Annotated in this window: 18 protein-coding genes and 1 tRNA gene; 10 read left to right on the top strand and 9 right to left on the bottom strand. The window is 57.8% G+C overall.

Going from position 1 to position 24,516, the window contains the following annotated elements; genetic code table 11:
* The first annotated feature begins 2 nt into the window (after positions 1–2).
* Together K5845_RS00230 and K5845_RS00225 are read left to right on the top strand one after the other, a co-directional pair.
* Positions 3–2,030, top strand: coding sequence for a putative bifunctional diguanylate cyclase/phosphodiesterase (locus K5845_RS00230; protein WP_046477925.1), 2,028 nt, complete (start codon positions 3–5; stop codon positions 2,028–2,030).
* Positions 2,031–2,240: 210 nt separating this feature from the next.
* Positions 2,241–3,776, top strand: a complete 1,536-nt coding sequence (locus tag K5845_RS00225) for a glycosyltransferase (protein ID WP_287957947.1) — start codon at positions 2,241–2,243, stop codon at positions 3,774–3,776.
* Here K5845_RS00225 and K5845_RS00220 read toward each other — a convergent pair.
* From K5845_RS00220 to exbB, 3 genes are read right to left on the bottom strand one after another with little or no spacing between them, the layout of a single operon-like run.
* The gene (locus tag K5845_RS00220) at positions 3,769–4,587 is read right to left on the bottom strand and encodes an energy transducer TonB (RefSeq protein WP_287957946.1); all 819 of its coding nucleotides are present in this window, start codon (positions 4,585–4,587) and stop codon (positions 3,769–3,771) included. The genes K5845_RS00225 and K5845_RS00220 overlap by 8 nt on opposite strands.
* A gap of 4 nt (positions 4,588–4,591) precedes the next feature.
* Positions 4,592–5,050: a TonB system transport protein ExbD gene (gene exbD / locus K5845_RS00215; RefSeq protein WP_090226316.1), complete on the bottom strand. Its 459-nt coding sequence runs from the start codon at positions 5,048–5,050 to the stop codon at positions 4,592–4,594.
* Between the two features lie 3 nt (positions 5,051–5,053).
* Positions 5,054–6,259: a tonB-system energizer ExbB gene (exbB, locus tag K5845_RS00210; RefSeq protein WP_287957944.1), complete on the bottom strand. Its 1,206-nt coding sequence runs from the start codon at positions 6,257–6,259 to the stop codon at positions 5,054–5,056.
* 638 nt (positions 6,260–6,897) lie between these two features.
* Here exbB and K5845_RS00205 point away from each other — a divergent pair.
* The gene (locus tag K5845_RS00205; RefSeq protein ID WP_287957943.1) at positions 6,898–8,247 is read left to right on the top strand and encodes a globin-coupled sensor protein; all 1,350 of its coding nucleotides are present in this window, start codon (positions 6,898–6,900) and stop codon (positions 8,245–8,247) included.
* A 213-nt stretch (positions 8,248–8,460) separates the two neighbouring features.
* Here K5845_RS00205 and K5845_RS00200 read toward each other — a convergent pair.
* A tRNA-Gly gene (locus K5845_RS00200) sits at positions 8,461–8,535 on the bottom strand.
* A 209-nt stretch (positions 8,536–8,744) separates the two neighbouring features.
* On the opposite strand from K5845_RS00200, the gene K5845_RS00195 reads away from it, so the two are divergent.
* A complete protein-coding gene (locus K5845_RS00195) occupies positions 8,745–9,725 on the top strand; it encodes a radical SAM protein (RefSeq protein WP_287957942.1) in 981 nt (326 codons plus the stop codon).
* A gap of 3 nt (positions 9,726–9,728) precedes the next feature.
* Here the strand turns inward: K5845_RS00195 and mscL are convergent, their stop codons facing one another.
* Positions 9,729–10,139: a large-conductance mechanosensitive channel protein MscL gene (mscL, locus tag K5845_RS00190; protein WP_287957940.1), complete on the bottom strand. Its 411-nt coding sequence runs from the start codon at positions 10,137–10,139 to the stop codon at positions 9,729–9,731.
* A gap of 387 nt (positions 10,140–10,526) precedes the next feature.
* Here mscL and K5845_RS00185 point away from each other — a divergent pair, with 387 nt between their 5' ends.
* Complete coding sequence (locus tag K5845_RS00185; RefSeq protein WP_287957939.1) at positions 10,527–14,066, top strand: hybrid sensor histidine kinase/response regulator; 3,540 nt, start codon at positions 10,527–10,529, stop codon at positions 14,064–14,066.
* A 23-nt stretch (positions 14,067–14,089) separates the two neighbouring features.
* Here the strand turns inward: K5845_RS00185 and K5845_RS00180 are convergent, their stop codons facing one another.
* Positions 14,090–14,746 (bottom strand): response regulator, encoded by a 657-nt coding sequence (locus tag K5845_RS00180; RefSeq protein ID WP_046480147.1) that lies wholly within the window; start codon positions 14,744–14,746, stop codon positions 14,090–14,092.
* 274 nt (positions 14,747–15,020) lie between these two features.
* On the opposite strand from K5845_RS00180, the gene K5845_RS00175 reads away from it, so the two are divergent.
* Both K5845_RS00175 and K5845_RS00170 read left to right on the top strand, forming a co-directional pair.
* A complete protein-coding gene (locus K5845_RS00175) occupies positions 15,021–15,281 on the top strand; it encodes a DUF4212 domain-containing protein (RefSeq protein ID WP_046477934.1) in 261 nt (86 codons plus the stop codon).
* 66 nt (positions 15,282–15,347) lie between these two features.
* Entirely contained in the window at positions 15,348–17,180 is a 1,833-nt protein-coding gene (locus K5845_RS00170) for a solute symporter family protein (protein ID WP_090226303.1), read from the top strand.
* Here K5845_RS00170 and K5845_RS00165 read toward each other — a convergent pair.
* Entirely contained in the window at positions 17,174–17,647 is a 474-nt protein-coding gene (locus K5845_RS00165; protein ID WP_287957936.1) for a secondary thiamine-phosphate synthase enzyme YjbQ, read from the bottom strand. The two genes, K5845_RS00170 and K5845_RS00165, sit on opposite strands and share 7 nt — an antisense overlap.
* Positions 17,648–17,669: 22 nt before the next feature.
* Complete coding sequence (locus tag K5845_RS00160; RefSeq protein WP_287957934.1) at positions 17,670–18,218, bottom strand: hypothetical protein; 549 nt, start codon at positions 18,216–18,218, stop codon at positions 17,670–17,672.
* A 412-nt stretch (positions 18,219–18,630) separates the two neighbouring features.
* On the opposite strand from K5845_RS00160, the gene K5845_RS00155 reads away from it, so the two are divergent.
* From K5845_RS00155 to K5845_RS00145, 3 genes are all read left to right on the top strand, one after another.
* Positions 18,631–21,468, top strand: coding sequence for an SEL1-like repeat protein (locus K5845_RS00155; protein WP_170832392.1), 2,838 nt, complete (start codon positions 18,631–18,633; stop codon positions 21,466–21,468).
* A gap of 233 nt (positions 21,469–21,701) precedes the next feature.
* Complete coding sequence (locus K5845_RS00150) at positions 21,702–22,634, top strand: sulfite exporter TauE/SafE family protein (protein ID WP_046477939.1); 933 nt, start codon at positions 21,702–21,704, stop codon at positions 22,632–22,634.
* Complete coding sequence (locus tag K5845_RS00145; RefSeq protein WP_082101074.1) at positions 22,634–23,680, top strand: TIGR02186 family protein; 1,047 nt, start codon at positions 22,634–22,636, stop codon at positions 23,678–23,680. Before K5845_RS00150 ends, K5845_RS00145 begins: the two co-directional genes overlap by 1 nt.
* Positions 23,681–23,705: 25 nt before the next feature.
* Here the strand turns inward: K5845_RS00145 and pdeM are convergent, their stop codons facing one another.
* The gene (pdeM, locus tag K5845_RS00140) at positions 23,706–24,434 is read right to left on the bottom strand and encodes a ligase-associated DNA damage response endonuclease PdeM (RefSeq protein ID WP_287957932.1); all 729 of its coding nucleotides are present in this window, start codon (positions 24,432–24,434) and stop codon (positions 23,706–23,708) included.
* Between the last annotated feature and the right edge of the window lie 82 nt (positions 24,435–24,516).

Genomic DNA, 24,516 nt, shown 5'->3' with positions numbered 1-24,516 from the left:
ACATGTATAGCGTTCTCTCGTGCATCGTCGGCCAGCACAATGTCTGGCTCGTCGGATTGGCTTCGTTGGTGTGTCTAGCCGGCGTGGGCGTCACCTTGAGCCTCCTTCACCGGGCCGCAACCACCGGGGGATTGCAGCGGTACGGCTGGAACTTCCTGACCGGCGTTGCTGCAGGCGCTGCCATCTGGTGTACGCATTTCATCGCAATGCTCGCCTATAATCCAGGCGTCCCCGTGACGTTTATGCCGGTCTTGACGGTCGTCTCACTGCTTGTCGCGGTTACGGGGGCTGGATTGGGGTTCGCCTTCGCGACCAGCGGCCTGACCAGTGCAGCACCTGTGATTGGTGGCAGTGCGGTGGGACTAGCGGTCGCAGCCATGCATTATACGGGCATGCTGGCTTACCGTATCGATGGTATCGTTGCCTGGGATGAAACCTACCTCCTCACTTCAATTGCATTATCGATCATTTTCGCTGGCGCTGCGACTCGCTCCGCTTTGCGCGCAGACACGATGACGGGACATTTATCAGCTGCTGCGCTTTTCGTGGTTGCCATCGTGAGTCTACATTTTACGGGCATGACGGCGCTACAAATCACTCCCCTCAATGGAGCGGTAGAAGTTGCAGACGATCCGTCGACAGCCATGGCGCTTGCTGTTGCCGGCATGGCTTTGGTCATTATTGGAGCTGGTATCTCCAGCTATCTCATCGACGATCGCGCCCGTTATGATAGCTATCAACGCTTGCAGCACATGGCTTTGCATGACCCCCTGACGGGGCTGCCGAATCGCACGAGCTTCACGAATTATCTCGAATTCGAACTCGACCGGGCGGAAGGCGCAAAGCGGAAAGTTGCGGTCCTTGAGATTGACCTTGATCGGTTTAAAGAGGTCAATGACCTTAGAGGTCACCAAGCCGGTGATGAAGTTCTCAAAGTTATCGCAGACAGAATGTCCAATCTTCTCCGAGAAGGCGAAATGGTCGCTCGCGTCGGTGGAGACGAGTTCACGGCCGTCAAAACGTTTATAGATCCGGTGACGCTCGTGGAGTTTCTAGAGCGGCTTCAGAAGGTCATCTTCGAACCAATAGAGATATCCGATTTCGAGGTGTCGATAGGTGCCAGCATCGGGGTGGCGATTTATCCTGATGATGCAAGGGACCGCGAAAATTTATTGAGCAATGCGGACTTGGCGATGTACCGGGCCAAGGCAAGCGCGACGGAAGACATCTGCTTTTATGAGTCCTCGATGGACGAACGCGTGCGGGCACGCCGGGTTCTGGCGAGCGATCTTCGCGATGCCGTTAAAAAGAATGAGCTTTCCCTGCATTATCAAGTTCAGACGTCGATCTCGACGGGAGAGGTCATTGGCTACGAGGCCCTTCTGCGTTGGCATCATCCTGTGCGTGGGGCCGTTCCTCCCGTAGAATTCATACCCATTGCTGAAGAAACAGGGCTCATTCTGGAGCTGGGCGAGTGGGTGTTGAAAACGGCGTGTGCCGCCGCCGCAAAGTGGTCACAGCCGTTGAAGATCGCGATCAACCTTTCTCCCGTTCAGTTCATCCATAGCGATCTGCCAAAGCTTGTGGAGGATGCTCTTAAAGAGAGCGGCTTGGATGCCAAAAGGCTTGAGCTTGAACTGACGGAGTCGACCATTGTCGAAAATAAGGAACGCACACTCGCGATCCTGCAAAAGATCAAGGAGCTCGGTGTCTCGATCGCTTTGGACGACTTTGGAACTGGATATTCGTCTCTCGAAACTCTGCGATCTTTCCCGTTTGATAAAATAAAACTCGATCGCTGCTTCATGCAGGATATCGAGGTGAGCCCTCAATCTAAGGCGATTATTCGCGCCGTCCTTGCACTAGGAAAAAGCCTTTCAATTCCGATCCTCGCTGAAGGCATAGAAACGAACTGCCAGTTTATGATCCTCAAGGATGAGGGCTGCGACGCGGCTCAGGGTTATTATATTGGTCGGCCAGGTCCCTCCATCTCCATAGAGACCGAGCAAGAAGACCTTCTCACGGCTTAGTTTGGAAGGAGCATGCGGTATATTGCGCCGTGGCAACACCGTTGGCGCAATATGCGTTAATCCCCTGGAGACGAGACGTATACTGTATTTCAGACGGCGTATTTGATTTACGATAATCGTCGCTTTGTCGAAGGTGCCTTGCGACGGGCTCGCGTAGCTTAAGCTTCGTCGAATGTTGACCGGCCTTGCTGGTCACGGATGACATGAGCGATGGATTGGCAGCGCGAGCATTCTGCAGAGGCGATACGCCAAGACGTGTCGCAATGCCCTGGTGGAACCGACACAGGTCGGCCTGATGCTGAACCAGAGCTTCAACGGCTAGACCATGCCGTCAATCATCTGCGGCGAACAAGACCTGAGCTGTCATCTGCCTACAGTGTTGTGGGATGGCAAGCCGCCACGCTTGTCGTGCTGACGGTAGCATTGGTCATCGGCGCGGCCGTGATGCCGTCGGTAACGCACACCGTTGTCTTCGCGACAATGGCGCTGTCTTTCTTTTGTATCGTAGCCATCCGTATTCTGGCGATCGCGACCCTGCTCAGCGTACGCGCGCCTGCACCTGAATCCCCTAACGAAAAATCCGGGCTCGACGAGGTGTTTCCGCGTTATGCCATCCTGGTGCCCCTCTACAAAGAAGCGGAAGTTGTCCCGGCCTTGATTGAGGCCCTGTCGGCGCTCGACTATCCGACCGATTGCCTGGAAATCTCGCTTATAGTCGAACGCGAAGACCGCACGACGCGAATGGCGCTTGAGGCGCAAGTACTACCAACGCACATGCGCATTGTCGAAGTTCCGGAAGGCCAGCCTCGCACGAAACCCCGCGCCCTGAACTACGCGCTGGCCAGTGCCCGCGGCGATTACGTCGTGGTCTACGATGCAGAGGATATGCCCGAACCTGACCAACTGCGCCGGGCGCTCAAAGCATTTCGTTCCGCCGGCCCCGAACTCGGCTGCGTTCAGGCTTGCCTCAATACGTACAATCCGGAAGAGACGTTTTTCACGCGACAGTTCACGATCGAATATACCGCTTTGTTCGACGCTATCGTGCCGACGTTGGCGCGGCTCGATCTACCAGTCCCGCTCGGCGGAACATCCAACCATTTCCCGCGCCGTATTCTGGAAACCTCTGGCGGCTGGGATCCCTTCAATGTCACCGAAGATGCAGACCTTGGTATTCGCCTCGCGCGACAAGGTGCGCGCGTCGCAGGTTTGGCGTCCACGACATGGGAGGAGGCGCCCGAAACCTTTCGGATTTGGCTGGGCCAGCGTACGCGCTGGCTGAAGGGCTGGATGCAAACTTACATCGTGCACATGCGTGAACCTACCCGCCTTCTGCGAGATCTGGGGTTGAAGCGTTTCGCAGGCCTGCAGGTGCTCATGGGAGGAATGATCCTCTCGTGCTTGGTTCATCCCTGGTTCTATGTCGTCCTAGGGGCCAGCCTGCTCTCTGGCCGTTCCGATCTGCTTGTTCCTTCGGACGAGTGGCACGTTCTCTATTGGGCTGGATTGTTCAACCTGTTCGCCGGATATGTCTCGGCGATCGCGCTGGGCGCGATCGCTGTCGCACGCCGTGGCCGCCCGGAACTTGCCATATCGGTCTTAGCAGTGCCGATCTATTGGCTGCTGATTTCCTGGGCCGCATATCGAGCACTATGGGAACTGGTATCGGCCCCGCACCACTGGGAAAAGACGCAGCATCACGCGAGAAACGTTGTGGCCAACAGCAACCCGCCCCTTGTTACTTGACCTGATAATGGATCGGCAGGGTGAATTCGAACGCGTTCCCAACGAGCTGAGACGGCGGCGTCGGAAGTGGTGACGCGCGCTCAAGAATATCGAGGGCAGCATCATCGAGAATCTTTGCGCCCGAGCCGTTGACTACGGCGTGCGCTACGACGCGGCCTTCGCGGTCAATGCTGAAGCTCACGATGACCTTGCCCTCAATGCGTTTCCGTCTCGCAGCAGAGGGATAGCGTTTATGACGATGGAGGTGGTGAGCGACTTTCTTCTGCCAAGTCGCAATCGTCTTTTTATCGGCTTCGGAGAGCCCGGGCGTGGGGGCAGCGGCCTTCTCAGCGCGCGGAGCCTTGATTGGCGGAGGAGCCATCTCCGGCGCAGCCTTAGCTGCCGGAGTGGGTTCCTGTTCCGCTTCCTCGACTTCTTTCTCCGGCTCTTCCTTTTCCTCTTTTTCCTCGACCTTTTCTTCGGGTTTGTTTTCCGGCAACTTCAGGTCGGGGTCTTCCGGTTCATGCTCAGTTTTTTCGACTTTCGGCGTTTCTTCTGCAGCAGTCGGTTTGGCTTTTTCCTGCGTCTCCATCATCTCCGGAGTCGCGTCAGAACGAGGGCCGATGATGGGAGCTTTTGTGTCCTTGGGAGGAGCAACAGCAAGCGGAGCAAGGTCGAACAAGAGAGGCCCGGAATCGGCGGTCTCTTCTTCGTGGGGCTCAGGCTGCATCAGGACGAGACTGGCGGCGCTCGCGTGCAGCACAACCCCGAAGAATATAGCGACAGCCCATCTGCTGGTGCGCGTAAGGCGCGACTCGAAAGTGTATGACATACGGCTAAGGCCCCGCGGCGGGAGAAGCTGATGCCGGAAGAGCGTTGGTATCCGCAGACTCCAAACCCACGAGCCCAACCTTCAAGTACCCCCCGATGCGCAGCGCGTTCATGAGCTTCATCAGCTCACCGTAGGGCACATCCTTATCCGCCCGTACGTAAAGCCGCGTGTCTCTCTTCGACTCCGTGACGTCATCCAGGGCCGACACAAGTGCGTCGCGCGAAATCGTCTTTTCGCCGATCGAAAGCGTCGTGTCGGACTGCAGAGTCAGAAAGACGGGTTTGGAAGGGCGAGGCTGCGGCTTCGCGACGGCGACGGGCAATTCAACGGGAACATCGACCGTCGACAGAGGGGCGGCAACCATGAAGATGATGAGAAGAACCAACATGACGTCGATGAACGGCGTGATGTTGATCTCATGGTTGTCCGAAAGATCGTCGTCGTCACGAATTCGGCCGGCCATGACCTACTCTCCCGCTTTCAGATAAGGTGTTCTCGCGGCTTGGCGATCGAGATCGCGCGATACGAGCCGCTCCACCATCGCAGCACCATCTGCGAGTTTCGCTTTGTAGCCCGATATCGAACGCGCAAGTTGATTGTAGAAAATGACGGCTGGAATAGCGGCCACCAGACCGATGCCGGTGGCGAGCAGCGCCTCCGCGATACCCGGCGCAACGACAGCAAGGTTTGTGGTCTGGGCTTTCGAGATGCCGATGAAGCTGTTCATAATGCCCCATACCGTGCCGAAAAGGCCGACAAACGGAGCCGTCGCACCAATCGTAGCGAGAAGGCCGGTGCCGGATGACATCGCGCGACCAGCGGTTGCCTCGATACGCGCAAGGTGTGATGTGACGCGCTCCTTGATGCCGTCAGCTGGCAAGAGGCCATTGTCAGAACGGATAACTTCATCGCGCGCCGCCGTGACCATTAAAGAGAGCGGATCAGAGGACGTCTGCCGTCGATCGGCTGCAGCCGCGAGGCTGGCGTCTCGCTGCAGGCGGGACATTTCACGCCGAAGGCGACCGGAGGCGAAGCCGAGGTGCGCCAGTTTGGCAAACCAGATTGTCCAGGAGAGCACGGATGCAATGGCAAGCAAGATCATCACGCCTTTGACGATGATGTCGGCGTTGAGAAACATATTCAGCGGCGACAGATCGTGCGGAAGATCCTGCCTGTCGTCCTCACTCGCCGGGGCTGCGGCAGCGGTTGCTGGATTTTGACCCACCGCAGTCGGCACGTCGATTGGAGCTTGATCTGCACCGGCAGATTGGTTCCCCGCCGGAGGAACATCGTCATTCGCAGGTGCGCCCGGGGACTCTGAGGCTGGCGCCGTAATAGTGCTGTCCGTCGCAGAGGGCGAAAGTGCCGGTGAGGTCTGCTGGGCTAGGCCTTGAGCCGGGGACATGGATGGCTGAGCCGTCGCCGGCGGCGTGTTGTCAATTGTTGGAGCAGCCGGAGATTGCGGCTCAACGGCTAAGGGAGCAGGCTGATTTGGCTCGACTGGTGGTGTTGGCGCAGAGTCCACAGCAGGGGGATTGGCGGGCGTCTGAGACGTGCTAGCCGGAGCTTCTTGGCTTAAAGCCGAGGGAGCGAGGCCTGCCGCAACAATGCAGATAGCCGCGAAAAGCGGCCACGTGCGCGCGGCAAACATCGAAGAACGGCTCAATCTCATCTGTATCATCGTCCGCCTTTTGCTTTGCGGTCAGAGTTGGCGGAAAGAATCCGCGGGGGGGCGCGTGTCGCGCCAGTCTGCTGCGTGAGTTGGCAAAGTCTCGTTGCGAAGGGCCACGGCACGCTGCGGGAACGTGGTCACGAACGCAGGCCACGAACATGAGCGACACCGCGCGCTCTCAAGTGGCCACGATTGACATCCGTATAAGTATAGCCCCCGTAGCCGGTCCTCACATCTACAATGATGATTTTTTCTGTCAAGAATTAAGCCGGGAGTGTCCTCGAACGATGAAAGGTTTTTTGCGCGACAATATGTGGGATGCGGAGCAAGAATTGCGGCGTTTCGCCACGCAAAGCTCAACCGTAGGACCTCGTCGCATCCCTTCAATGACACTTCTCTGACGTTAACACGAACCATCCGCAGGCCATTGGGAAGTCGGTAATGACGGCCTTCAGGCAACGCCCCAGACGGGCAATCTGAAATATCGTGCAGTCGCTAAATGGCAGTGCAGCCCGACCTGAGAGATTGATTCTGCTAAAAGAATCGTTGCCGATTGCCGCATGATTGAGCACGCCATTCTACGCGAATCAGATAACCACAGAGCCTGTGGACAAATATATTCGCAGGCGAGCTATCCAATGACCGGCAGCATCTCAATCAAGTCGCGCTTGGCGTTTAATCAGATCGACGACGCGACCGCCACGCTCCTTCGAGAGAATAAGGAGTTGATTATGGGGGCGCTGCCCGGGGCTCTTGACGCGTTCTACGCCCATCTCAGTAGGTTTCCTGAGACGGCAGCATTTTTCAAGACCTCGGATGTCTCGGCACGGGCCAAAGCGGGTCAGATCCGGCATTGGTCTGTTCTACTCGATGGACGCTTCGATGACGCCTATGTGGCATCGACGGATCGCATCGGGCAAACCCACCACAAAATCGGCCTCGATCCCAAATGGCATATCGGCGGCTATAGCGTTCTGATTTCTAATCTTTTGGGCGAGCTCTCGAGTCGGATGACGCCGCAGGGATCCACGGTAGTCAGCTATCGCGGCGCGTCCAAGCCAGCCGAACGCAGAGCTCCGCTTGAAGCCGCGATCTTCAAGGTGGTAATGCTGGACCTTGAACTCTCGATCGCTATGTATCTTGAGGCAGGCCGCCGAGACACCCAAAGTCTCGCCTCCACCGTTGTCGAAACGGCAAAATCCGTTGCCCGGACCGCTGACGAACTTCGGACCGCCGCTGAAACGGTAGCGTCCGCGGCGGATACCTCGAGCAGCCAGACCGCCACCGTTGCCGCCGCAGCCGAGCAGGCCTCGGCCAATGTCCGGACAGTTGCCATGGCGGCCGATGAACTAAGCGCTTCGGTCAAGGAGATCGGACGGCAGGTGGCAAGCTCAACGGAGATCAGCCGCAAGGCAGTCAAAACCGCCGATCAGACTTCGGACAAGGTGCGTCAACTTACGCATGCGTCGCAGAAGGTTGGTGATATCATCGAGATTATCAGCAACATTGCACGTCAGACAAACCTGCTGGCGCTGAACGCCACCATCGAAGCCGCGCGTGCCGGTGAGGCTGGCAAAGGCTTCGCGGTTGTCGCGCAAGAGGTGAAGTCGCTCGCGAACCAGACTGCAAAAGCGACCAGCGAGATCAGCGCGCAGATTGCGGACATCCAGAGTTCTACGGCCGACGCCGTAACCTCGATCGCATCGATCGGAGACATCATCAAGTCGATGGACGAGGTCGCAACCATTATCTCGTCCACCACCGATGAGCAGAACGCAGCGACGATGGAAATCGCCCGCAACGTTCAGGAAGCCGCTCAAGGTACGACGGATGTCGCTGCGAACACCGTGGGGCTTAGCCAATCTGCGGCATCGGCGGAAATGGCAGCGAGCCAGATGCTGAATGCTGTTCTCGAACTTGGGGCCAAGGCAGACGAACTTCGCAAAAACGCTGAAGGGTTCTTGGCGAAAACACGCAGCGCAGCCTGACGGAGACTAACTCCGCCAATGACTTGAGCTGCGCCAGACCTCGATGAGCTGGTCACCACGGTGATGCGGATTCCGATCCGCGTCAGCGGCTCTTCGCAGACACGCATAACGAAGCCAGAAAGCGTTCCGGGACCGTCCTGGTGTCGTTGTCCGTTCGTTCGCGCTATGTCTGATTTTCGACCGGCTGAAAAATGCTCGCAGAGCACTAAAGTATGGAGCGGGCGAGGAGAATCGAACTCCCGACATACAGCTTGGGAAGCTGTCGTTCTACCACTGAACTACGCCCGCATCGCCAAGAGCGTTGATCTAGCACGCCGGCCCGAACTGGAAAAGAGGCCGTTGCAAGTCAGCCGGGTGCAGTTCACTTCGCCCTGATGCTTTTGTGACTTAGGTTCCGGCAGAACGGCGTGATAGGTTGTCTCCAACTGCGTACCCCACAGATGAGCCCCTGAGATCACCGTGGAAACGCGCCCGGATGACGACGAGGACGCCGAATTTTGTCGACGACATTTGCTACGCCATCGGCGACAGAGCCACTGGCCAAGTTTACCGATCCCGATGTGACCGCGACCGGCGAACCCCGCGCGCGTGTCGCACTCAGGCAGCTTGAAACGCTTTGGTTCAATACGGGCACGCTCTGCAACATCACGTGCCGCAACTGTTATATTGAATCGAGCCCGACCAACGATGCACTGGTCTATCTGACGGCGGCAGAAGTCTCGCGCTTCTTGAACGAGGCAAAGCAACTCGGAACACGTGAAATCGGCTTCACGGGCGGTGAGCCGTTTATGAATCCGGAAATCCTGGCGATGCTGGGCGAAGCTCTCGCGATGGGCTTCGACGTCCTGGTTCTGACCAATGCAATGACACCGATGCAACGCCCTCGCATCAAGGAAGGGCTGATGGAACTCCATCGGCGTTTCGGCAGCAAGCTGTGTTTGCGCGTCAGTCTCGATCACCACACGCAGGCTCGCCACGAGGAAGAGCGCGGATTGAACACATGGCAGCCAGCCATTCTCGGCCTGGACTGGCTCTGCGCGTCCGGCTTCCGCACGGCGATTGCCGGGCGAACGTGTTGGCACGAAACCGCAGACATGGCACGTCAGGGTTACGCGCAATTGTTCAAGGAGCGTGGCTGGTCGATCGATGCCGATGACGCGGGCCAGTTGATGTTGTTTCCCGAGATGGCGGGAAGCGACACAGTCCCGGAAATCACTACCCGTTGCTGGTCCATTCTCGGCAAGTCACCGGACGAAATGATGTGCGCGTCTTCGCGGATGGTGGTGAAGCGCAATGGCGCCGTCGCACCCGTTGTGTTGCCCTGTACGCTGCTGCCGTATGATACGGCGTTTGAAATGGGAACGACTCTTGCCGACGCCGGAAAGGCAGATGGCGGCATGTTTGACAGCGGAGCGGTCAAACTCTGCCACCGCCATTGCGCGGAATTCTGCGTGCTCGGCGGTGGCAGCTGCTCATAGTCTTTACGCGCTCTTCTTACGCAGTTCGTCGCGAATTTCGGTCAGCAGTGCTTCCGTTGCCGTCGGAGCTGCCGGGGCGGCTTCCTCCTGCTTCTCGAAACGCTTGCGCAGCTCATTGACGGCTTTGACAAGCATGAACACCGCGAAGGCCACGATCAGAAAACTGATCATATTGTTGATGAACAGCCCAATGTTCATGGATACCGGTTCGCTTCCAGCTTCAGCGGCTTTAAGCGGAATCTTGATATCGGAAAAATCAACACCGCCGAGCAGGAGCCCGATCGGGGGCATAATGATATCGTTAACCAGAGACGTTACGATCGTGCCGAACGCGCCACCGATTATTATGCCGACGGCCATGTCGATCATGTTGCCCTTAATGGCGAATTCGCGAAATTCTTGGATAATTCCCATTTTTCAAAGTCCTCTTCGCCGCATCGCTGAGGGCCATTCAGAATGCGGAAATCTTGAGTGGTCAGCGCTCTGAACAACCGAATTTAATCTATACGGTAGGCCATACGTGCCAGCAACGGTGCGATGTGCCAGACAAGCGCCACTTAGAGGGCTTTCCCCATTTTACGGCGGTCTTTGCCGGACATAGAATAGCGCTGCCGGTACTTTAGTTCCTGTGCGCCATATTCAAGACCGACACCATGCCTGTCGGAGCTTATGGACAAATCCGCTCAAGGCTGGCCAAAGTAGGTTTCCGTCTCGCGAAATTGGCATGTTGCAAGGGCGCTCCGGTACTCGATGCCCACTTCGCCAGCGGCGTATTCTTCGTTTCGGAGTGTTCGACCGTCGATGCTTGATGCCACGATGCTCATCATTATTGCGCTGGCTTACGTCGGCGGCTTGTTCGTGATCGCCTGGATCGGTGATCGCGTCCTGCTGCGTTCTCCGCCCGGCAGCGGCGGGCGACCACTTATTTATTCGCTTTCGATCGCTGTCTACTGCACGTCGTGGACGTACTTCGGCAGCGTTGGCCTGTCGGCGCGGACCGGCTACGATTTCATACCGGTGTATCTCGGTCCCATCCTGATGTTCACCCTCGGCCTGCCTGTGCTTATGCGCATCGTCCGGGTCGCTAAAGGTCAGAACATCACGTCGGTCGCCGACTTCATTGCCGCGCGATACGGCAAGAGCCAGACCGTCGCCGCGCTTGTCACGGTCGTTGCCGTGGTCGGTTCACTCCCCTACATCGCGCTACAACTTAAAGCGATCGCCGTAACGATGGAAACGCTGATCGGCAACCACGCGCTGCTGCCGGTTGATCTGCCGCGGTCAATCTTCAACGACACGGCGTTCCTGATCACGGTGGCGCTGTCCGCATTCGCCATTTTGTTCGGGACCCGCCATGGTGATGCGACGGAACACCAGCAAGGTTTGATCCTCGCGATTGCGACCGAATCCCTCGTGAAACTGGCGGCGTTCTTGGCGGTCGGTCTCTTTGTCACGTTTGCGATGGCCGGTGGACCTCAAGCTCTGCTAGCTCAGGCTGCCGCGCATGAAGAAATAGCAAAGATCTTCGGGCAGTCATTTCATGGCGGCACGTGGTTGACGGTCGGTTTGCTAAGCGCGGTATGTATCGTGCTCCTGCCGCGCCAATTCCATGTCGCGATCGTCGAGAACAACTCCGAGTCCGAATTGCGCCGCGCGGCTTGGATGTTCCCGCTCTATCTTGTGCTCATCAATATTTTCGTAGTGCCACTGGCAGCGGCCGGATTGTTGTTTGTCGGATCCCAGGGCAACGACCCTGACTTTTATGTGCTGACGCTGCCAGTGAGCGCCGGCGCGGAATGGATGTCGCTGGTAGCTTTTATCGGCGGGCTATCGGCGGCAACTGCGATGGTCATCGTCGAATCTATTGCGCTCGCGATCATGTTGTCGAACGGCGTCATCATCCCGCTGCTTGTGAGGTATCACGTTGCGGATATCGTTGCGCATGGAGACATGGCGCGGCTGTTGCTGACGATACGCCGCGTCGCGATCGTTGGCGTCCTTTTTCTCGCCTACCTCGTCTTTAGCGCCCTCGGAGAATCTCAGGGGCTGGCCGCCATCGGTCTGGTGTCATTTGCCGCCATTGCCCAGCTTGCGCCCGCTTTCTTCGGAGGTCTTTTCTGGGGCAAAGGGACCAGTAGCGGTGCTCTCGCCGGCATCTCTATCGGCTTTCTCGTCTGGGGCTATACCTTATTATTGCCTTGGGTCGCGAAGGCTGGACTGATCTCGCACGGCATCGTTGAGAATGGCCCGTTCGGGTTTACGTTCCTGCGTCCGCAGGCACTGTTTTTTCTGGAGTTCGAACCGCTCACACACGGCGTTTTGTGGAGCATCGGCGCGAATATCATCGCTTACGTTATGGTATCGTTGGTGCGCGCGCCCACACCGATCGAACGTATCCAGGCCCAGCAATTCCTAAGCGACGAGCAATTTCGTTCGACGCTGCATTCTTCACCGTCGCTGCGTATGTGGCGCTCCCCCATAACGATCGATGATCTCCAGTCCACGGTCGCCCGCTATCTGGGAGAGGAACGTACCGTACGTTCGTTTAGCGACTATGCATCCGCAAACGGCGTGATGCTAATCCCGTCGGCCAAGGCTGATATTCAGATTATGCGTTTTGCCGAACGGCTTCTTGCGAGTTCCATCGGGGCGGCGTCATCCCGTCTTGTGCTCGCGCTTCTCCTGGCGCGCGCGAATGCGACTGGGCCGAACGCGTTGCGTCTTCTTGATGATGCCTCCGAGGCGCTTCACTACAACCGTGACCTGCTGCAATCCGCGATTGACCAGGTTCGCCAAGGGCTGAGCGTCTTCGATAAGGATATGCGTCTGATCTGCTGGAACAGACAATTCCGCGAGATGTTGGATCTCCCCGCGGATCTTGCCCAGGTCGGCATCCCCCTCGATCGTATTCTGGAAGTCCTGGCAGAGCGCGGAGACTTCGGCCAAGGCAATGTCAAGGATCTGGTGAGCCAGCGTCTCATTCGGCTGGCGGTGACCCGGGAAACCTTCCAGGAGCAGGTTGATGGCGGGCGCCGCATCGTCGAGATCCGCACGAGTACGATGCCGCAGGGCGGTATCGTGACGACATACTCCGACGTGACGGATCGGATCGCCGCAGCCTCTGCGTTGGCGCGCGCAAACGAAACCCTGGAACGGCGCGTGCGCGAACGGACAGCCGAGCTTCTGGACGTCAACGCAGCTCTAGCGGTGGCCAAGACCAAGGCTGACGAGGCCAATCTCGACAAGACGCGCTTCCTGGCGGCAGCAAGCCACGACATCATGCAGCCTCTGAACGCGGCACGCCTCTATGTCCAGAGTTTGTCCGAAAGCTCTATCGATCCTCAGTCAATGAAACTTGTGAGGAACGTTGATGCATCCCTGAATGCTGTCGAGGAAATCTTCTCCACCCTTATCGAGATCTCGCGAATGGACGCGCGTCGCGTTGATGTCGACATTACGGATTTCCCGCTCTCCGATATCTTCGAGCAGCTTAAGCTTGAGTTCGAACCTGTCGCGCGCGAGCGAGGGCTGGCGTTTACGGTTTTACCGACCAACGTTTGGGTCCGCTCCGACCGGCGCCTGCTGCGGCGCGTCCTGCAGAATCTCGTTTCAAACGCCGTGAAATATACGCGCACGGGTAAGGTCGTTTTGGGGCTGCGCCGGCGTGGTGAAGTTGTGAGTTTGCAGGTTCTCGATACCGGTCCGGGCATTCCGGAAGACAAACGCCGCCTGATTTTTCACGAGTTCCAGCGCATCGAGGGCGCGGGCAGCCGCGAGCATGGTCTCGGGTTGGGCCTGTCCATCGTCGAACGCATCTGCTTGATGCTCGGTCATCCGTTGGAGCTGAATTCCGAAGCGGGCAAAGGGTCAATGTTCTCCGTGGTCGTTCCGCTGGCGGTGCCGGTGAAAGAGACGAGAACGACTGTCGTTCCAGCCCGCAAACTGGGATCGCCTAAAGGAAGTTACGTCCTGTGCATCGACAATGAGCCGGCGGTCCTCGCAGGAATGGAAGCGCTGCTGGGAGGTTGGGGGTGCAAGGTGACCACGGCGACCAGCATCCCGACATCTGTTCAGGCCGCGTCGTCCATGCCGGCCTTGCCGGACGTGATCCTTGCCGACTACCATCTGGATCTTGGCACGGGCTTGGCTGCGATCGCGGCCGTGCGGGACAAGCTGAAGGTGGATATTCCAGCCGTCATAATCACTGCCGATCACTCGGCAGAGGTCGAACGCCATGTCCGCGAGGCGGGGCACGCGATTCTGCGCAAGCCGTTGAAAGCAGCGGCACTGCGCGCACTGATGACTCGCCTGCTCATGCAGACGCCAACAGCGGCGCAGTAAGAGAGCCGAGAGCGAAAGGCGAACTATCGGGTCGCCGGCTGGCGCCAACCGTCGTCGATCTTGTTGATCGCGATCACTGCTTGAGTGCGGCTGTCCACGCCAAGTTTCTGCAGGATTGCCGAGACGTGTGCCTTGATGGTGGCTTCGGACACCGAAAGCTTATAAGCGATCTGCTTGTTCAGCAGTCCCTCCCCAAGCATCATCAACACGCGCACCTGCTGCGGCGTTAGTGTGGAAAGCCGCGCCGAAAGCTCTGACGTATCGTCGTCCGCCCCGACGGAAAGATCTGTGCCAGAGGGCATGTAGATTTCACCGCCCAAAACTTGGCCGATGGCCTTGCGAATAGCTTCAGCCGAATGTGATTTCGGAATGAAACCCGAGGCACCGAACTCGATACAGCGCCGTATGGTCGTGGGTTCTTCGCTGGCCGAACAGACAACGACCGGTATCTCTGGGAATTGAGCCCTCAGGAACAAAAGGCCGGACAACCCCTGAACTCCAGGCATGGAAAGGTCCAGCAAAATCAGGTCGATCGCCCGATTGGGCATCAGGCGCATATTAAGTTCGTCGAGGGATCCCGCTTCGTCGATTGTACAGTTAAAGGCTGCGCTCAGCGACTCGCGCAGCGCACCCCGAAACAGCGGATGATCGTCAACGATTATGAAGCTATAGGCTGACATGCGGATTTCAAATACTACCTGCAGCGATTTTGAGCAAACACCAATCGTCGGCGGGTCAGCTATTTGGTCTAGCCGCCAGCCTTGGCCTTTGATCAAACTGAAGTTTCCATTCTGGTCTTAGATCTGACACATGCCGCTATTTAAGCAAGCACGGGTTAAATCAGGCAACGATCTTGTGGGGACTGCCGCACGATAGACGGGCCCCGGGCGTCCATTGCCTCGATTTTCCTGTAGACTGGTTAATGACTGAAAGACGGGAGAGGGGTGAACAGCCATGATGGAACGTAAGGAACGCAAGCCGTACTGGCGCCATACCAAATGGCAGATGCTGGCTAGCCTGGTTCCGTTCCTGTTCGTGATCATCGTGCTTCCACTTTACGCCGAGGGGCTCAATCACAACAAATTCCTTGGTTTCCCACTGGGATATTTCCTGACAGCCCATGGGCTCGTTGTCATTGCTTTGGTGACTGTTGCCAGCTTCGTTAATCGACAAGACGCCATTGACCACTGGCACGGCGCTCATGAGGACAGCTGACGTGCAGCCTTATTCAGCCGTCGGCGCGGTGATGCAGCAACTTTATAGTTTCGCACGGGGTTGCCCATGAGCTTCACACCGCGCGCACGCCTCATAAACCCGCGCCTCGGGACGTACTTCGCCATCTTCGCGAGCGCTTTTGCCGCTCTGGTTCTGATGCTGCTGATGCTCGAGCAGCTTGGCGCCGACGATGGATTGACGCGAGCTGCGCTGCTCTTCGGTATGCTGACAATGGTTGTCGGCATCGGTTTGCTCAGCTTTACGCGCGATCCCTTGGAATATTTCGCTTCAGGACGCCGTGTGCCGGCCGTGTACTGTGGAATTGGTCTGGCGATCTCTACGTTCGGGGCAACGGGTATAGCCTGCTTGACCGGTGTGCTTTTCATCATCGGGTACGATGGCCTCTGGATAATCAATGGGGCGATCGCGGGATTTGTGGTTACCGCCGTGCTGTTGGCGCCGTTTCTCCGTAAGTTCGGTACCTTCACGATTCCCACATACCTCGGTCGACGCTTCGACAGCCGCATGTTGCGCATTGTGTCGGCGGCCCTGTTGGCCGTTCCGACGCTCCTGATGTTTGCTGCCGAACTGAGTATGGGATCGCGGGCCGTCGCGTGGCTTTCGGGGGGAGGCCAAACTCTCGCGATGCTTGTAATGGTACTCGCCGTTTTTATCGGGCTCGTGCTGGGAGGTATGCGTTCGCTCACCTGGAGCAATGTCGCGACTGCCATTGTGGCCGGCGCAGCGCTGTTCGTACCTGTGGCCATTATCGCCGTGTTGCTCGGCTACCTGCCTTTACCCCAGTTGAGTCACGGGCCGGTGATCCGAGGGGTGGGGCGCGTAGAGGCCATCCAGGGGCTGCCAATTGTCGCTCAGTCGTTCTTGACCCTGAACCTTCCGCCCGATGCGATGCAGCCGATTGCAAAACGATTTTCGGAGCCGTTCGGAGCCATATCTCCGCTGGCGTTCGTGCTGGCAACCCTGACCACGATGGCGGGCGTCGCGGCGGCGCCGTGGCTGTTGCCGCGCATGGCAACAGCGCCGGGTGTCTACGAAGCGCGGAAATCTCTCGGCTGGGCGACATTCTTCTTCGGCGCCATCATGCTGACGTGCGCGACCATTGCCGTATTCATGCGGCACTACCTCCTTGATGTCACCGGGGCGTCGCTAGCGAGCCCGCCCGAATGGTTGCGGACGTTGAGTGCGGAAGGCTTTGCCGAAATCAGCACGCGCGGCACTCAACTGGCCATGACAAGCGTCAACTTCGATCGAGACAGCATTCTTCTCGCCCTCCCGATGGCCGCCGGCTTGCCCATGGTATTCGCCTATCTTGCTGCAGCGGGCATCGTAGCTGCGGCATTCGCCGCCGCAACAGCAACAGCGCTAACGCTGGCAAACTTGCTGTCGGAGGATATCGTCAGCGGCCTCAGCTGGAAGCCGCCCGGCGATGCCTTTCGGCTTGGGGCGGGCCGCATCATGTTGGCTTTGGTCATGACGTTTGGCGGGGTGGTCGCGGTTGTTGCGAATAGCGACGCTCTAAAGCTTTTGATGTGGGCACTCGCACTAACGGGAGCCAGCGCATTTCCGGTTCTGATCGCGTCGATCTGGTGGAAGCGCATCAATGAGTTCGGCGCCTTTGCCGGACTCGTCACAGGTTTCGCCGTCGGCGTGTTGATTATTTTGGCGGGCGAAGCGGGGCTGATTTCTGTGTCCAGCGCCCTGGCTGCGGTCTTCGCACTGCCCTCTAGCGTTCTCGCCATGGTCGTCGTCTCGCTTACGACCACGCCACCGTCTCGTCACGTGATGGAGCTTGTATTGGACCTGCGTGTTCCGGGCGGAGAGCTACTTTATGATCGCGAGATGCGGATCATGAAGCAGAAAGAACGCAAGCGTCACTGAACACCCGCGTCCGAGAAAAACGTTCCGAGATAATGTAAAGCAATCTCGCGGCTATGAGGCCGCGATCGATGCTCAATGACGTAAAGTCCTTGCCACGTGCCAAGGACCATGCTGCCGCCCACCACGGGAATGCCGAGTGACGTCGACGTCAACATCGATTTGGTGTGGGCGGGCATGTCATCAGGCCCTTCGGTATCATGGACGTAGTGGGGCCCCTGCGGTGCTAGTTGATCGAGCGATCGAAGCAGATCCACTTGCACGTTGGGATCTGCGTTTTCCTGGATCGTCAACGAGGCTGAGGTGTGCCGTATGAAGGCCGTCAATAAGCCGTTCTCAGCCCCGATCTCCGTGAGCCAGTTCGCGACGCGCCGGGTCACATCCTGAAACCCCGCACCATTCGTTTCGACAACGATATGGCCGTGGGCTTGCGACAGCGGGTGGCGAACGGTGTCCTGGGTTGCCAGCATCGTGACTGCTCTAAAGCTGTTCTTACAACGGGGTGCCGCCAGGCTTCGCGCCAGGGAGCGAGTTAGGTGTCGGCGCCGGCGTGGAATCTGGAGACGGCGTTGTGTCGGGCGTAGAGTTGGGGGGCCTATGGTCTGGTTGGGTTTTGTCACCGAAGTGTTCGAACCGTTCCCGAAACTTTTTGATCATGCCCTCTAGATAATCGACGGCCTGATCGACTTCCTCTTCGCTGGGGAGCTGAAATTCCGGCTTCGGTGCGCCGCTGAGCCCGCGTTTCCCGTCGATGAATTCATCCTCCAGGCGCCGCAATTCTGCGCGAAGCTCAGCGTTTTCCGATTTCAATTTATCGATGTCGCTTTGCGGGTCTTTGCCGCTGTTCTCCATGGGCTTGCAGGACCAGCCTGCATCTCCTTTTGAACAGAGCGACATGGCACCCGTAACCGTGTCCAGGCGCACAAAACCGTCGTCTGTCGGCGCCATAGTGTAACGAGTGGAATCCGATTGGGCGAAAACCGCTGGTGCGGTAAGCGCGACGAGGGATATGGCCCCTGCCCGAAGAATAGCTCTGTGCACGGCCAACCTCCTTTGTGAGAGCAACAATAAAACGGCGGCTAAGAGCTTTCACGCACGGCCTTCGCCGGTCCGCCGTGTGGGCCGTCATGCCCACCTTTAGGTGCGATAGCACGGGCTGCGTTCGTACTTATGGCAATTCGCGCAGATGCCCGCTCGTTCCGCCCGGAGAGTACGGAAACGGCTGCGATTTTATGGTGCGCCAGAGCAATGTCCAAGTTTAATCCGATATTTAACCGAACATTTACTGGGGGATGAGAATTTTAGTCTGAACGGTTCCCAACTTGTGCCGATTTTTGGACCGGCTCGCGCTCGCCCCTTGCAGATTATCGAAGGATGGCTGCACCCATCGGCCATTCGCCGCAGTAGTCGGGCGCGCGAGCGCTTCTTGATTAGCCAAGTGAATGGATGTGAGATGTCGAACCGCGAACAGCGAATCCCGTCGCCTGTGAACCAGCAGGGTGGCCGGTCGTCTACGCACCCAGCAGGTTTGACCGAAGAGCTGACGGCGGTCCTCAAGCTCATCGCAACGCAGAACGCCAAGGCGCGCGACGCAGAAGGCCGAATTCCGCCGTCAGACAAAGACGAGCGCGGCTCCGAAGGCGCGGCGCACGCACCCGCTGCCTGGGATCATTCGTCGGCGATCGACCGGATACAGGACGAAATTGGCGCACTAAGCGAACGGTTTGCGGGCGCAGGGCCCGATACCGCTGGCTTTGACGAACCGCTTGCGCAAGACAACCGACAGGTGGCCCCAAAAGTTGCCGAACCTTCGGCGGATGACGAGCCGTGGGACCTAGCCACGGCTGAAGCGCTGACGCGCGTCTACGAAGTCGCGGCACTCGCCGGGGCACCGGCTACGCACGGTGACGCCATAACCAATCATCCCGCAGCGGTAAGCGATACGACGAGCGAAACCAACCGCGCAAAGCGAGATTGGTTGGAAGAACGCTTTGCAGGCATCGCTGCAAAATTGGAAAGCTCGCTGGCGGACGAGCATGAGAATAAGACCGTTGAACATCTCGACAGCCGGCTCGAGCATCTCGAAATTCGAATCTGCAAAGCCCTCGAAGGCCTAGTGACCCGATCTGATATCGAGCACCTACGTCCAGCTAGTGCACAATTCGAAACGGTTGCGGATCACTTGGACCGCACGACCGTCCAACTTTCGCGGCTCGACACAATCGAAGGCAATCTCAAAGCCATATTGGATCGTCTCGCCAATGAACGCTTCGACAACGAAGGCGCGGTAGCGAGCGAGCCCGTTGATATCCAGGCCGTTGCTGATGCGACGGCGAACAACATTGTCGCGCGCCTGTCCGACATGGGGCTCGGTCATGTCAACAGCAAAGAGCTTGCGGAAATCCGTCAGTCTATTGATTTGCTGATCGAAGAGCGCCGCCGTCACGACGAAGAGGCGGTCACGATTCTCGATACGTTGCAACAGGCGATGATTGGCGTGATTGATCGCGTTGATGCGCTCGCTCAATTGCAGAACACAATTGCTGAATTCGAAGATCCTCTGCCCGCCTATCCCGATAAGCTTATGGACGGCGACGAAGACGCACAGTACGGCGAAGCGGCAGGCATGGTGGATCCATACGCCGCTATGCCCGAACGGGAGAGCGACCTATCGCATTCGGCCAACTCGCTGCATGCAGCTTCGTCCTTCACCGACGTGCCAATGCAGCAGGCATCCTCAGCGTCCCAGGAACGTCTGCCGTCCCAGTCGGGTCCCCACACGTTTGAAGACGCGGACGACACCAGGTTCAGTGATGCAGCTCCTTCTGACGTGAGTCCTGTCGATCGTATTCGTCAGGAACTAATCGCGGACGCAAAGCGCGCCCGGCAGCAGGCGAGCGAACAGGCATCGAAGTCGACGATGGCGGGCATTGTCGATAAGATTCAGAAAACGGCCAACGCTCGCATCAAGCGCGGTGATGGCGATAAGCATGAAGCGAATGCCAAACTCGCGGCTCCCAAGGCGGTAAAGCGCAGCAAGAAGCCCGCCTCGGCTGCCGCTAGCGGAGCGTTGTTCGGTCGGCGGCGCAAGCTTCTGGTCGGCGCCGTTATCATTCTATTTGCCACGGCCGGTGCGCTGATGATGTTGCGCGCGACGAAAACCGATGCCCCTAAGGCTCCAGCTGTGAGCATTGAGCAGAATACGGGGTCTGCGCTTTTTTCAGCTCCAGAAGCATCAGCTCTGAACGAGAGCGATTTGGAAACCGATCGCGCTCAGCATGAACTGGAAAGTCCCGCTTCAGTGCCGGGTCAAACGGGCGAACTCGAAACGGCACCGCTTGAATATGATGGTCTCGCGGCTGATCCGGCCCGCCCTGTCGCGTCCAGCCTGCACGGAATCAAAATCCAGAATTCGGCCCGCGCTTTGACGCCAGACCAGATGGCGCAGCTCGATGAAAAGCGAGCCATGGCGCAACTCTCAACCAAACTTGGCGAAGCTGCCGCCCACGCCGTTCCGGCCGCGCTCTTTCCCGGTTCGGGAACGAGCACCGCCGCCGTGGCACCGATTACGAAAGCCCAAACGGCAAATGCATCCGGCGGAATGGTCAAGCGCACGCCTCTGAACCTGCCTCCGGCAACCGTTGGGCCGATGTCTCTCCGGATGGCCGCAGCCAATGGCGATGCGTCAGCCGAATTCGAGGTCGGAGCTCGTTTGGCCGAGGGTAACGGGACCGATCAGAATTTCGAAGAAGCAGCCCGCTGGTATCAGCGCTCCGCTGCGCAAGGTTTCGCGCAGGCGCAATATCGTTTGGGCACGTTCTATGAGCGCGGCCTCGGCATGAAGAAAGATCTGGCGCGTGCCCAAATCTGGTATCAGCGCGCCGCCGAGACCGGCAACATCAAGGCGATGCACAACCTAGCGGTTTTGAGCACCGGAGGGGACACAGGAACGCCGGATTACAAAACGGCAGCCAAATGGTTTTCTGAAGCGGCCGAACGTGGTCTCTCTGATAGTCAGTACAATCTCGCTGTTTTGCATGAGAATGGCTTAGGGACGGAAAAGGATTTGCGTCTCGCCTATCTTTATTTCTCGCTAGCCGAAAAATCTGGTGATGGAGAAGCGAAACGCCGTCTTGAGATACTCCGCCCACAACTTTCGCCAGATCAATTGGAAGTGGCTGAAGGGATGGTGAAATCGTGGCGCCGCAAGCCGACGGATCGTCTCGCCAATGATGCACGTGCGGCCGGTGAAGATTGGAAATCACGTGCTGATGTAGGCTACGGGGGTTAACCTGGAAAATTCAGGTTAGCCGATTTTCGTCGCTGATTTTTGCTGCGCTCATCGCTTCAATTTTAATGCGAGAAATTCGAAAAGATGTGCTCAAAAAATTTGCCTGTTCCGATTGGTCGCACGTCTTCCTACCGTTTAGTCGGGGAATGCGTCTAGCCAACGCGGTTGCGATGTCTTATTCAGACGGCCCAGCATAATTAGCTCAACAAAAATAACGAACTCGATCGGCGGGAATGGATCTCTATCTGCCTATTGCCGAGTTATCGGTAAACGTATTCGTATTTCTCGCCATGGGGGCCGCAGTTGGGTTCCTGTCGGGGATGTTTGGGGTTGGCGGCGGGTTCCTAATTACACCGCTCTTGATATTTTCCGGGATACCGTCAGCCGTTGCGGTTGGCACAGGAGCTGCTCAGACAGTCGCCTCATCCGTATCCGGTGCGATCGCTCAATATCGCCGTAATAACGTAGACGTGAAGATGGGCTTCCTCCTCCTTATGGGAGGTATCGTCGGTGCAGTCATCGGTGTGCAGGTCGTGAAGCTGCTACGCCAGATTGGCCAGTTCGACCTGTTCATTTCGCTGGCTTACGTGTTCTTCCTCGGAAGTATTGGCACCTTGATGATGATCGAGAGCCTGAATGCTGTCCGTCGCTCATTTAGTGCGAACCAGGCCACAACGGCCATTAGGCGAAGCCACCACAACTGGATTCACGGGCTGCCGCTGAAGATGCGCTTTCATCGCTCGCGGCTTTACATCAGCGCCATACCGCCCGTAATGATCGGCGCCTTCGTGGGGCTGCTGGGTGCTATTATGGGCGTCGGTGGCGGGTTTATCATGGTGCCCGCGATGATCTACCTGCTGCGTATGCGCACCGGGCTTGTCATTGGCACTTCGTTGTTTCAAATTTTATTCGTTACAGCGGCCACAACCGTTCTTCAAACGACGCAGAACTATAACGTAGATATCGTCCTTGCCTTAATTTTGATGGTTGGAGGCGTGATAGGAGCTCAGTTTGGCGCAGTGGCTGGTGAGAAGCTCAAAGGCGAGCAGCTCCGCTTTCTGCTCGCGGGACTTGTCATACTTGTCTGTCTGCGCATGGGCTGGGATCTTGTCGTGATGCCGACCGAATTATTTTCCATTAGCGGCATCACGGGAGGGAGTCACTGATGGGGTTGAGGGAGCTGAACGAGAGCGTACGCGTTTGGTGGACGGAAGTCCGTGCAAGCGAGGTCGGCCGCATTTTTACAGTACGTAATATCGCGCTGGCCGTCGCCGCGGTTTTGATCGTTCTCGCCATTGCGTTCAGCTGGCCCAAGAGCGAAAAAGCTCCCCAACCTAAATCTCCAAGTGAGAGTGCGGCGAAGGCACCTGCCAAACCGCAGCCTGCACCCGAAACGCAACCTAAAGCCAAATCCGAGCCCGGTACCATCACGACGACGCCACCGCTGGCAACTGCGCCAGCCCGTCGTGGAACTTCGGTGGGGCGTGAAACGGTTGAGGCTGACGTCTCGACTCGGTCGGTATCGATTACCTCGAACTTCTCCGGCACGGAAATCGTGGTGTTCGGCGCAGTTGACGACTCGCATCAAGAGACGGCCGAGGCAGGCATCTACGATGTGGTCGTGGTGGTCGAAGGCACCCAGGTTCCACTCGTTGCACGTCGCAAATCCAACGTCGCCGGTATCTGGATCAACACTGAGTCGGTGAAGTTTGAGAGAGTGCCGAGCTACTACGCAATTGCGTCGACACGGCCGATCGAAGAGATCGCCGATGAGCGGGTTTTGCGAACCCAGCAGATCGGCTTCACGCACGTGCCGATGATGCCGGATCCGACCACAAAATCGCAGCTCAAGGAGAAAGAGCTTGAGCAATTCCGGGATGCGGTCATTCGCCTGAAGAAAGACGACGGCCTGTTTATCAAGAAGCCCTATGGCGTGGCCTTTATCGGAAAAGCGCTCTTCCGGACGAGTATCGATCTTCCGGCAAACGTGCCGGTCGGACCGTTGACCACGAAGGTTTATCTGTTCCGCGATGGGAGCCTTCTGGCCGATTACGAGGCGCATGTAACGCTGCAACGTGAGGGCATGGAAGCGTTCCTGCACTCGTTCGCCTTTGACCGTCCTTTTCTATACGGCTTGTTTGCGGTTTTCCTCGCGGTGACGGCCGGCTTAGCGGCTTCCGCATTCTTCCGGAGGCGTGGAGGTGCACACTAGGGGGCAATCGGCGGGTGCACCGCGATCAATCTTCGCGAAGCATGGCCACCGGAACGGGATAAACCCCATCCTGACCCAGCATCCAAACGCTAAAGCCTGCCTCTTCGGTCCACAGCGGTAGAAACGCCGGATCGAGGACGTTGAGACCACCCGTATACGCGCCGAAAGCTGGAAGGACAAGCCGCGATCGGTCGCCGACAAAGCAGGGGCGGCGGATCGAGCATCCATGCTGTACAATTCTCGCGGCAGGATGCAGATGCCCGGCGATTTCGTAAAAATCACGCGCTGGGGAGGGTTCGTGACGGAGCACCAGTCCGCCGATCTCCACAACATCGGTGACCCGCCCGCCCAGGCTGATATCGACGACCGGGTCGTGGTTTCCACACACCCATATCCAGTCGCACACGGCCTGCAATTCGCGCAGCATTGCGAGATCGTCAGGGGCCAAACGTTGATGTGCCGAACGGTCATGTAAGCTATCGCCGAGGGCGATGAGCGTGCGCGCGTCGTTGTAGCGCTTAAGGAGAGCTGCTAGACGTTGAAGGGTGTCGCGAGTGTCGTAGGGCGGCAGAAATTGGCCATGCCGGGCGTAGGACGACCCTTTCTCAAAATGAAGGTCGGCGACAATAAGTATTTGGCGAGCAGGCCAGTAGAGTGCCCCGGAAAGGTCTGCGATCAAGGTCTCACTGCCGATCACGATCGGTTGCCTCCCGAACGCATCCGCGCTTGCATTCCGTGCCGCCACCCCAGGCATGCTCCCCCTCCAAAACTAAGTTCGTCCGCGCGATACTGTTAGGCTGCCAAGCAATGCCGCCTGAATTCAAGCGATATTGAGG

The organism is Filomicrobium sp., assembly GCF_025698805.1.
In the GTDB taxonomy this organism is placed as follows: Bacteria; Pseudomonadota; Alphaproteobacteria; order Rhizobiales; family Hyphomicrobiaceae; genus Filomicrobium; species Filomicrobium insigne.
The sequence above is the reverse complement of the archived record's forward strand: the minus strand, read 5'-3'. Positions and strand labels throughout refer to the sequence as shown.

Bases quoted from the DNA above. Each gene is read 5' to 3' on its own strand.
- exbD (WP_090226316.1), bottom strand. From the start codon at position 5,050: ATGGCCGGCCGAATTCGTGACGACGACGATCTTTCGGACAACCATGAG.
- K5845_RS00155 (WP_170832392.1), top strand. From the start codon at position 18,631: ATGTCGAACCGCGAACAGCGAATCCCGTCGCCTGTGAACCAGCAGGGT.
- K5845_RS00170 (WP_090226303.1), top strand. From the start codon at position 15,348: ATGAGCTTCACACCGCGCGCACGCCTCATAAACCCGCGCCTCGGGACG.
- mscL (WP_287957940.1), bottom strand. From the start codon at position 10,139: ATGGGAATTATCCAAGAATTTCGCGAATTCGCCATTAAGGGCAACATG.
- K5845_RS00225 (WP_287957947.1), top strand. From the start codon at position 2,241: ATGGATTGGCAGCGCGAGCATTCTGCAGAGGCGATACGCCAAGACGTG.
- K5845_RS00175 (WP_046477934.1), top strand. From the start codon at position 15,021: ATGATGGAACGTAAGGAACGCAAGCCGTACTGGCGCCATACCAAATGG.
- K5845_RS00220 (WP_287957946.1), bottom strand. From the start codon at position 4,587: ATGTCATACACTTTCGAGTCGCGCCTTACGCGCACCAGCAGATGGGCT.
- K5845_RS00185 (WP_287957939.1), top strand. From the start codon at position 10,527: ATGCTTGATGCCACGATGCTCATCATTATTGCGCTGGCTTACGTCGGC.
- K5845_RS00205 (WP_287957943.1), top strand. From the start codon at position 6,898: ATGACCGGCAGCATCTCAATCAAGTCGCGCTTGGCGTTTAATCAGATC.
- K5845_RS00150 (WP_046477939.1), top strand. From the start codon at position 21,702: ATGGATCTCTATCTGCCTATTGCCGAGTTATCGGTAAACGTATTCGTA.
- K5845_RS00180 (WP_046480147.1), bottom strand. From the start codon at position 14,746: ATGTCAGCCTATAGCTTCATAATCGTTGACGATCATCCGCTGTTTCGG.
- K5845_RS00145 (WP_082101074.1), top strand. From the start codon at position 22,634: ATGGGGTTGAGGGAGCTGAACGAGAGCGTACGCGTTTGGTGGACGGAA.
- exbB (WP_287957944.1), bottom strand. From the start codon at position 6,259: ATGAGATTGAGCCGTTCTTCGATGTTTGCCGCGCGCACGTGGCCGCTT.
- pdeM (WP_287957932.1), bottom strand. From the start codon at position 24,434: ATGCCTGGGGTGGCGGCACGGAATGCAAGCGCGGATGCGTTCGGGAGG.
- K5845_RS00230 (WP_046477925.1), top strand. From the start codon at position 3: ATGTATAGCGTTCTCTCGTGCATCGTCGGCCAGCACAATGTCTGGCTC.
- K5845_RS00165 (WP_287957936.1), bottom strand. From the start codon at position 17,647: ATGCTGGCAACCCAGGACACCGTTCGCCACCCGCTGTCGCAAGCCCAC.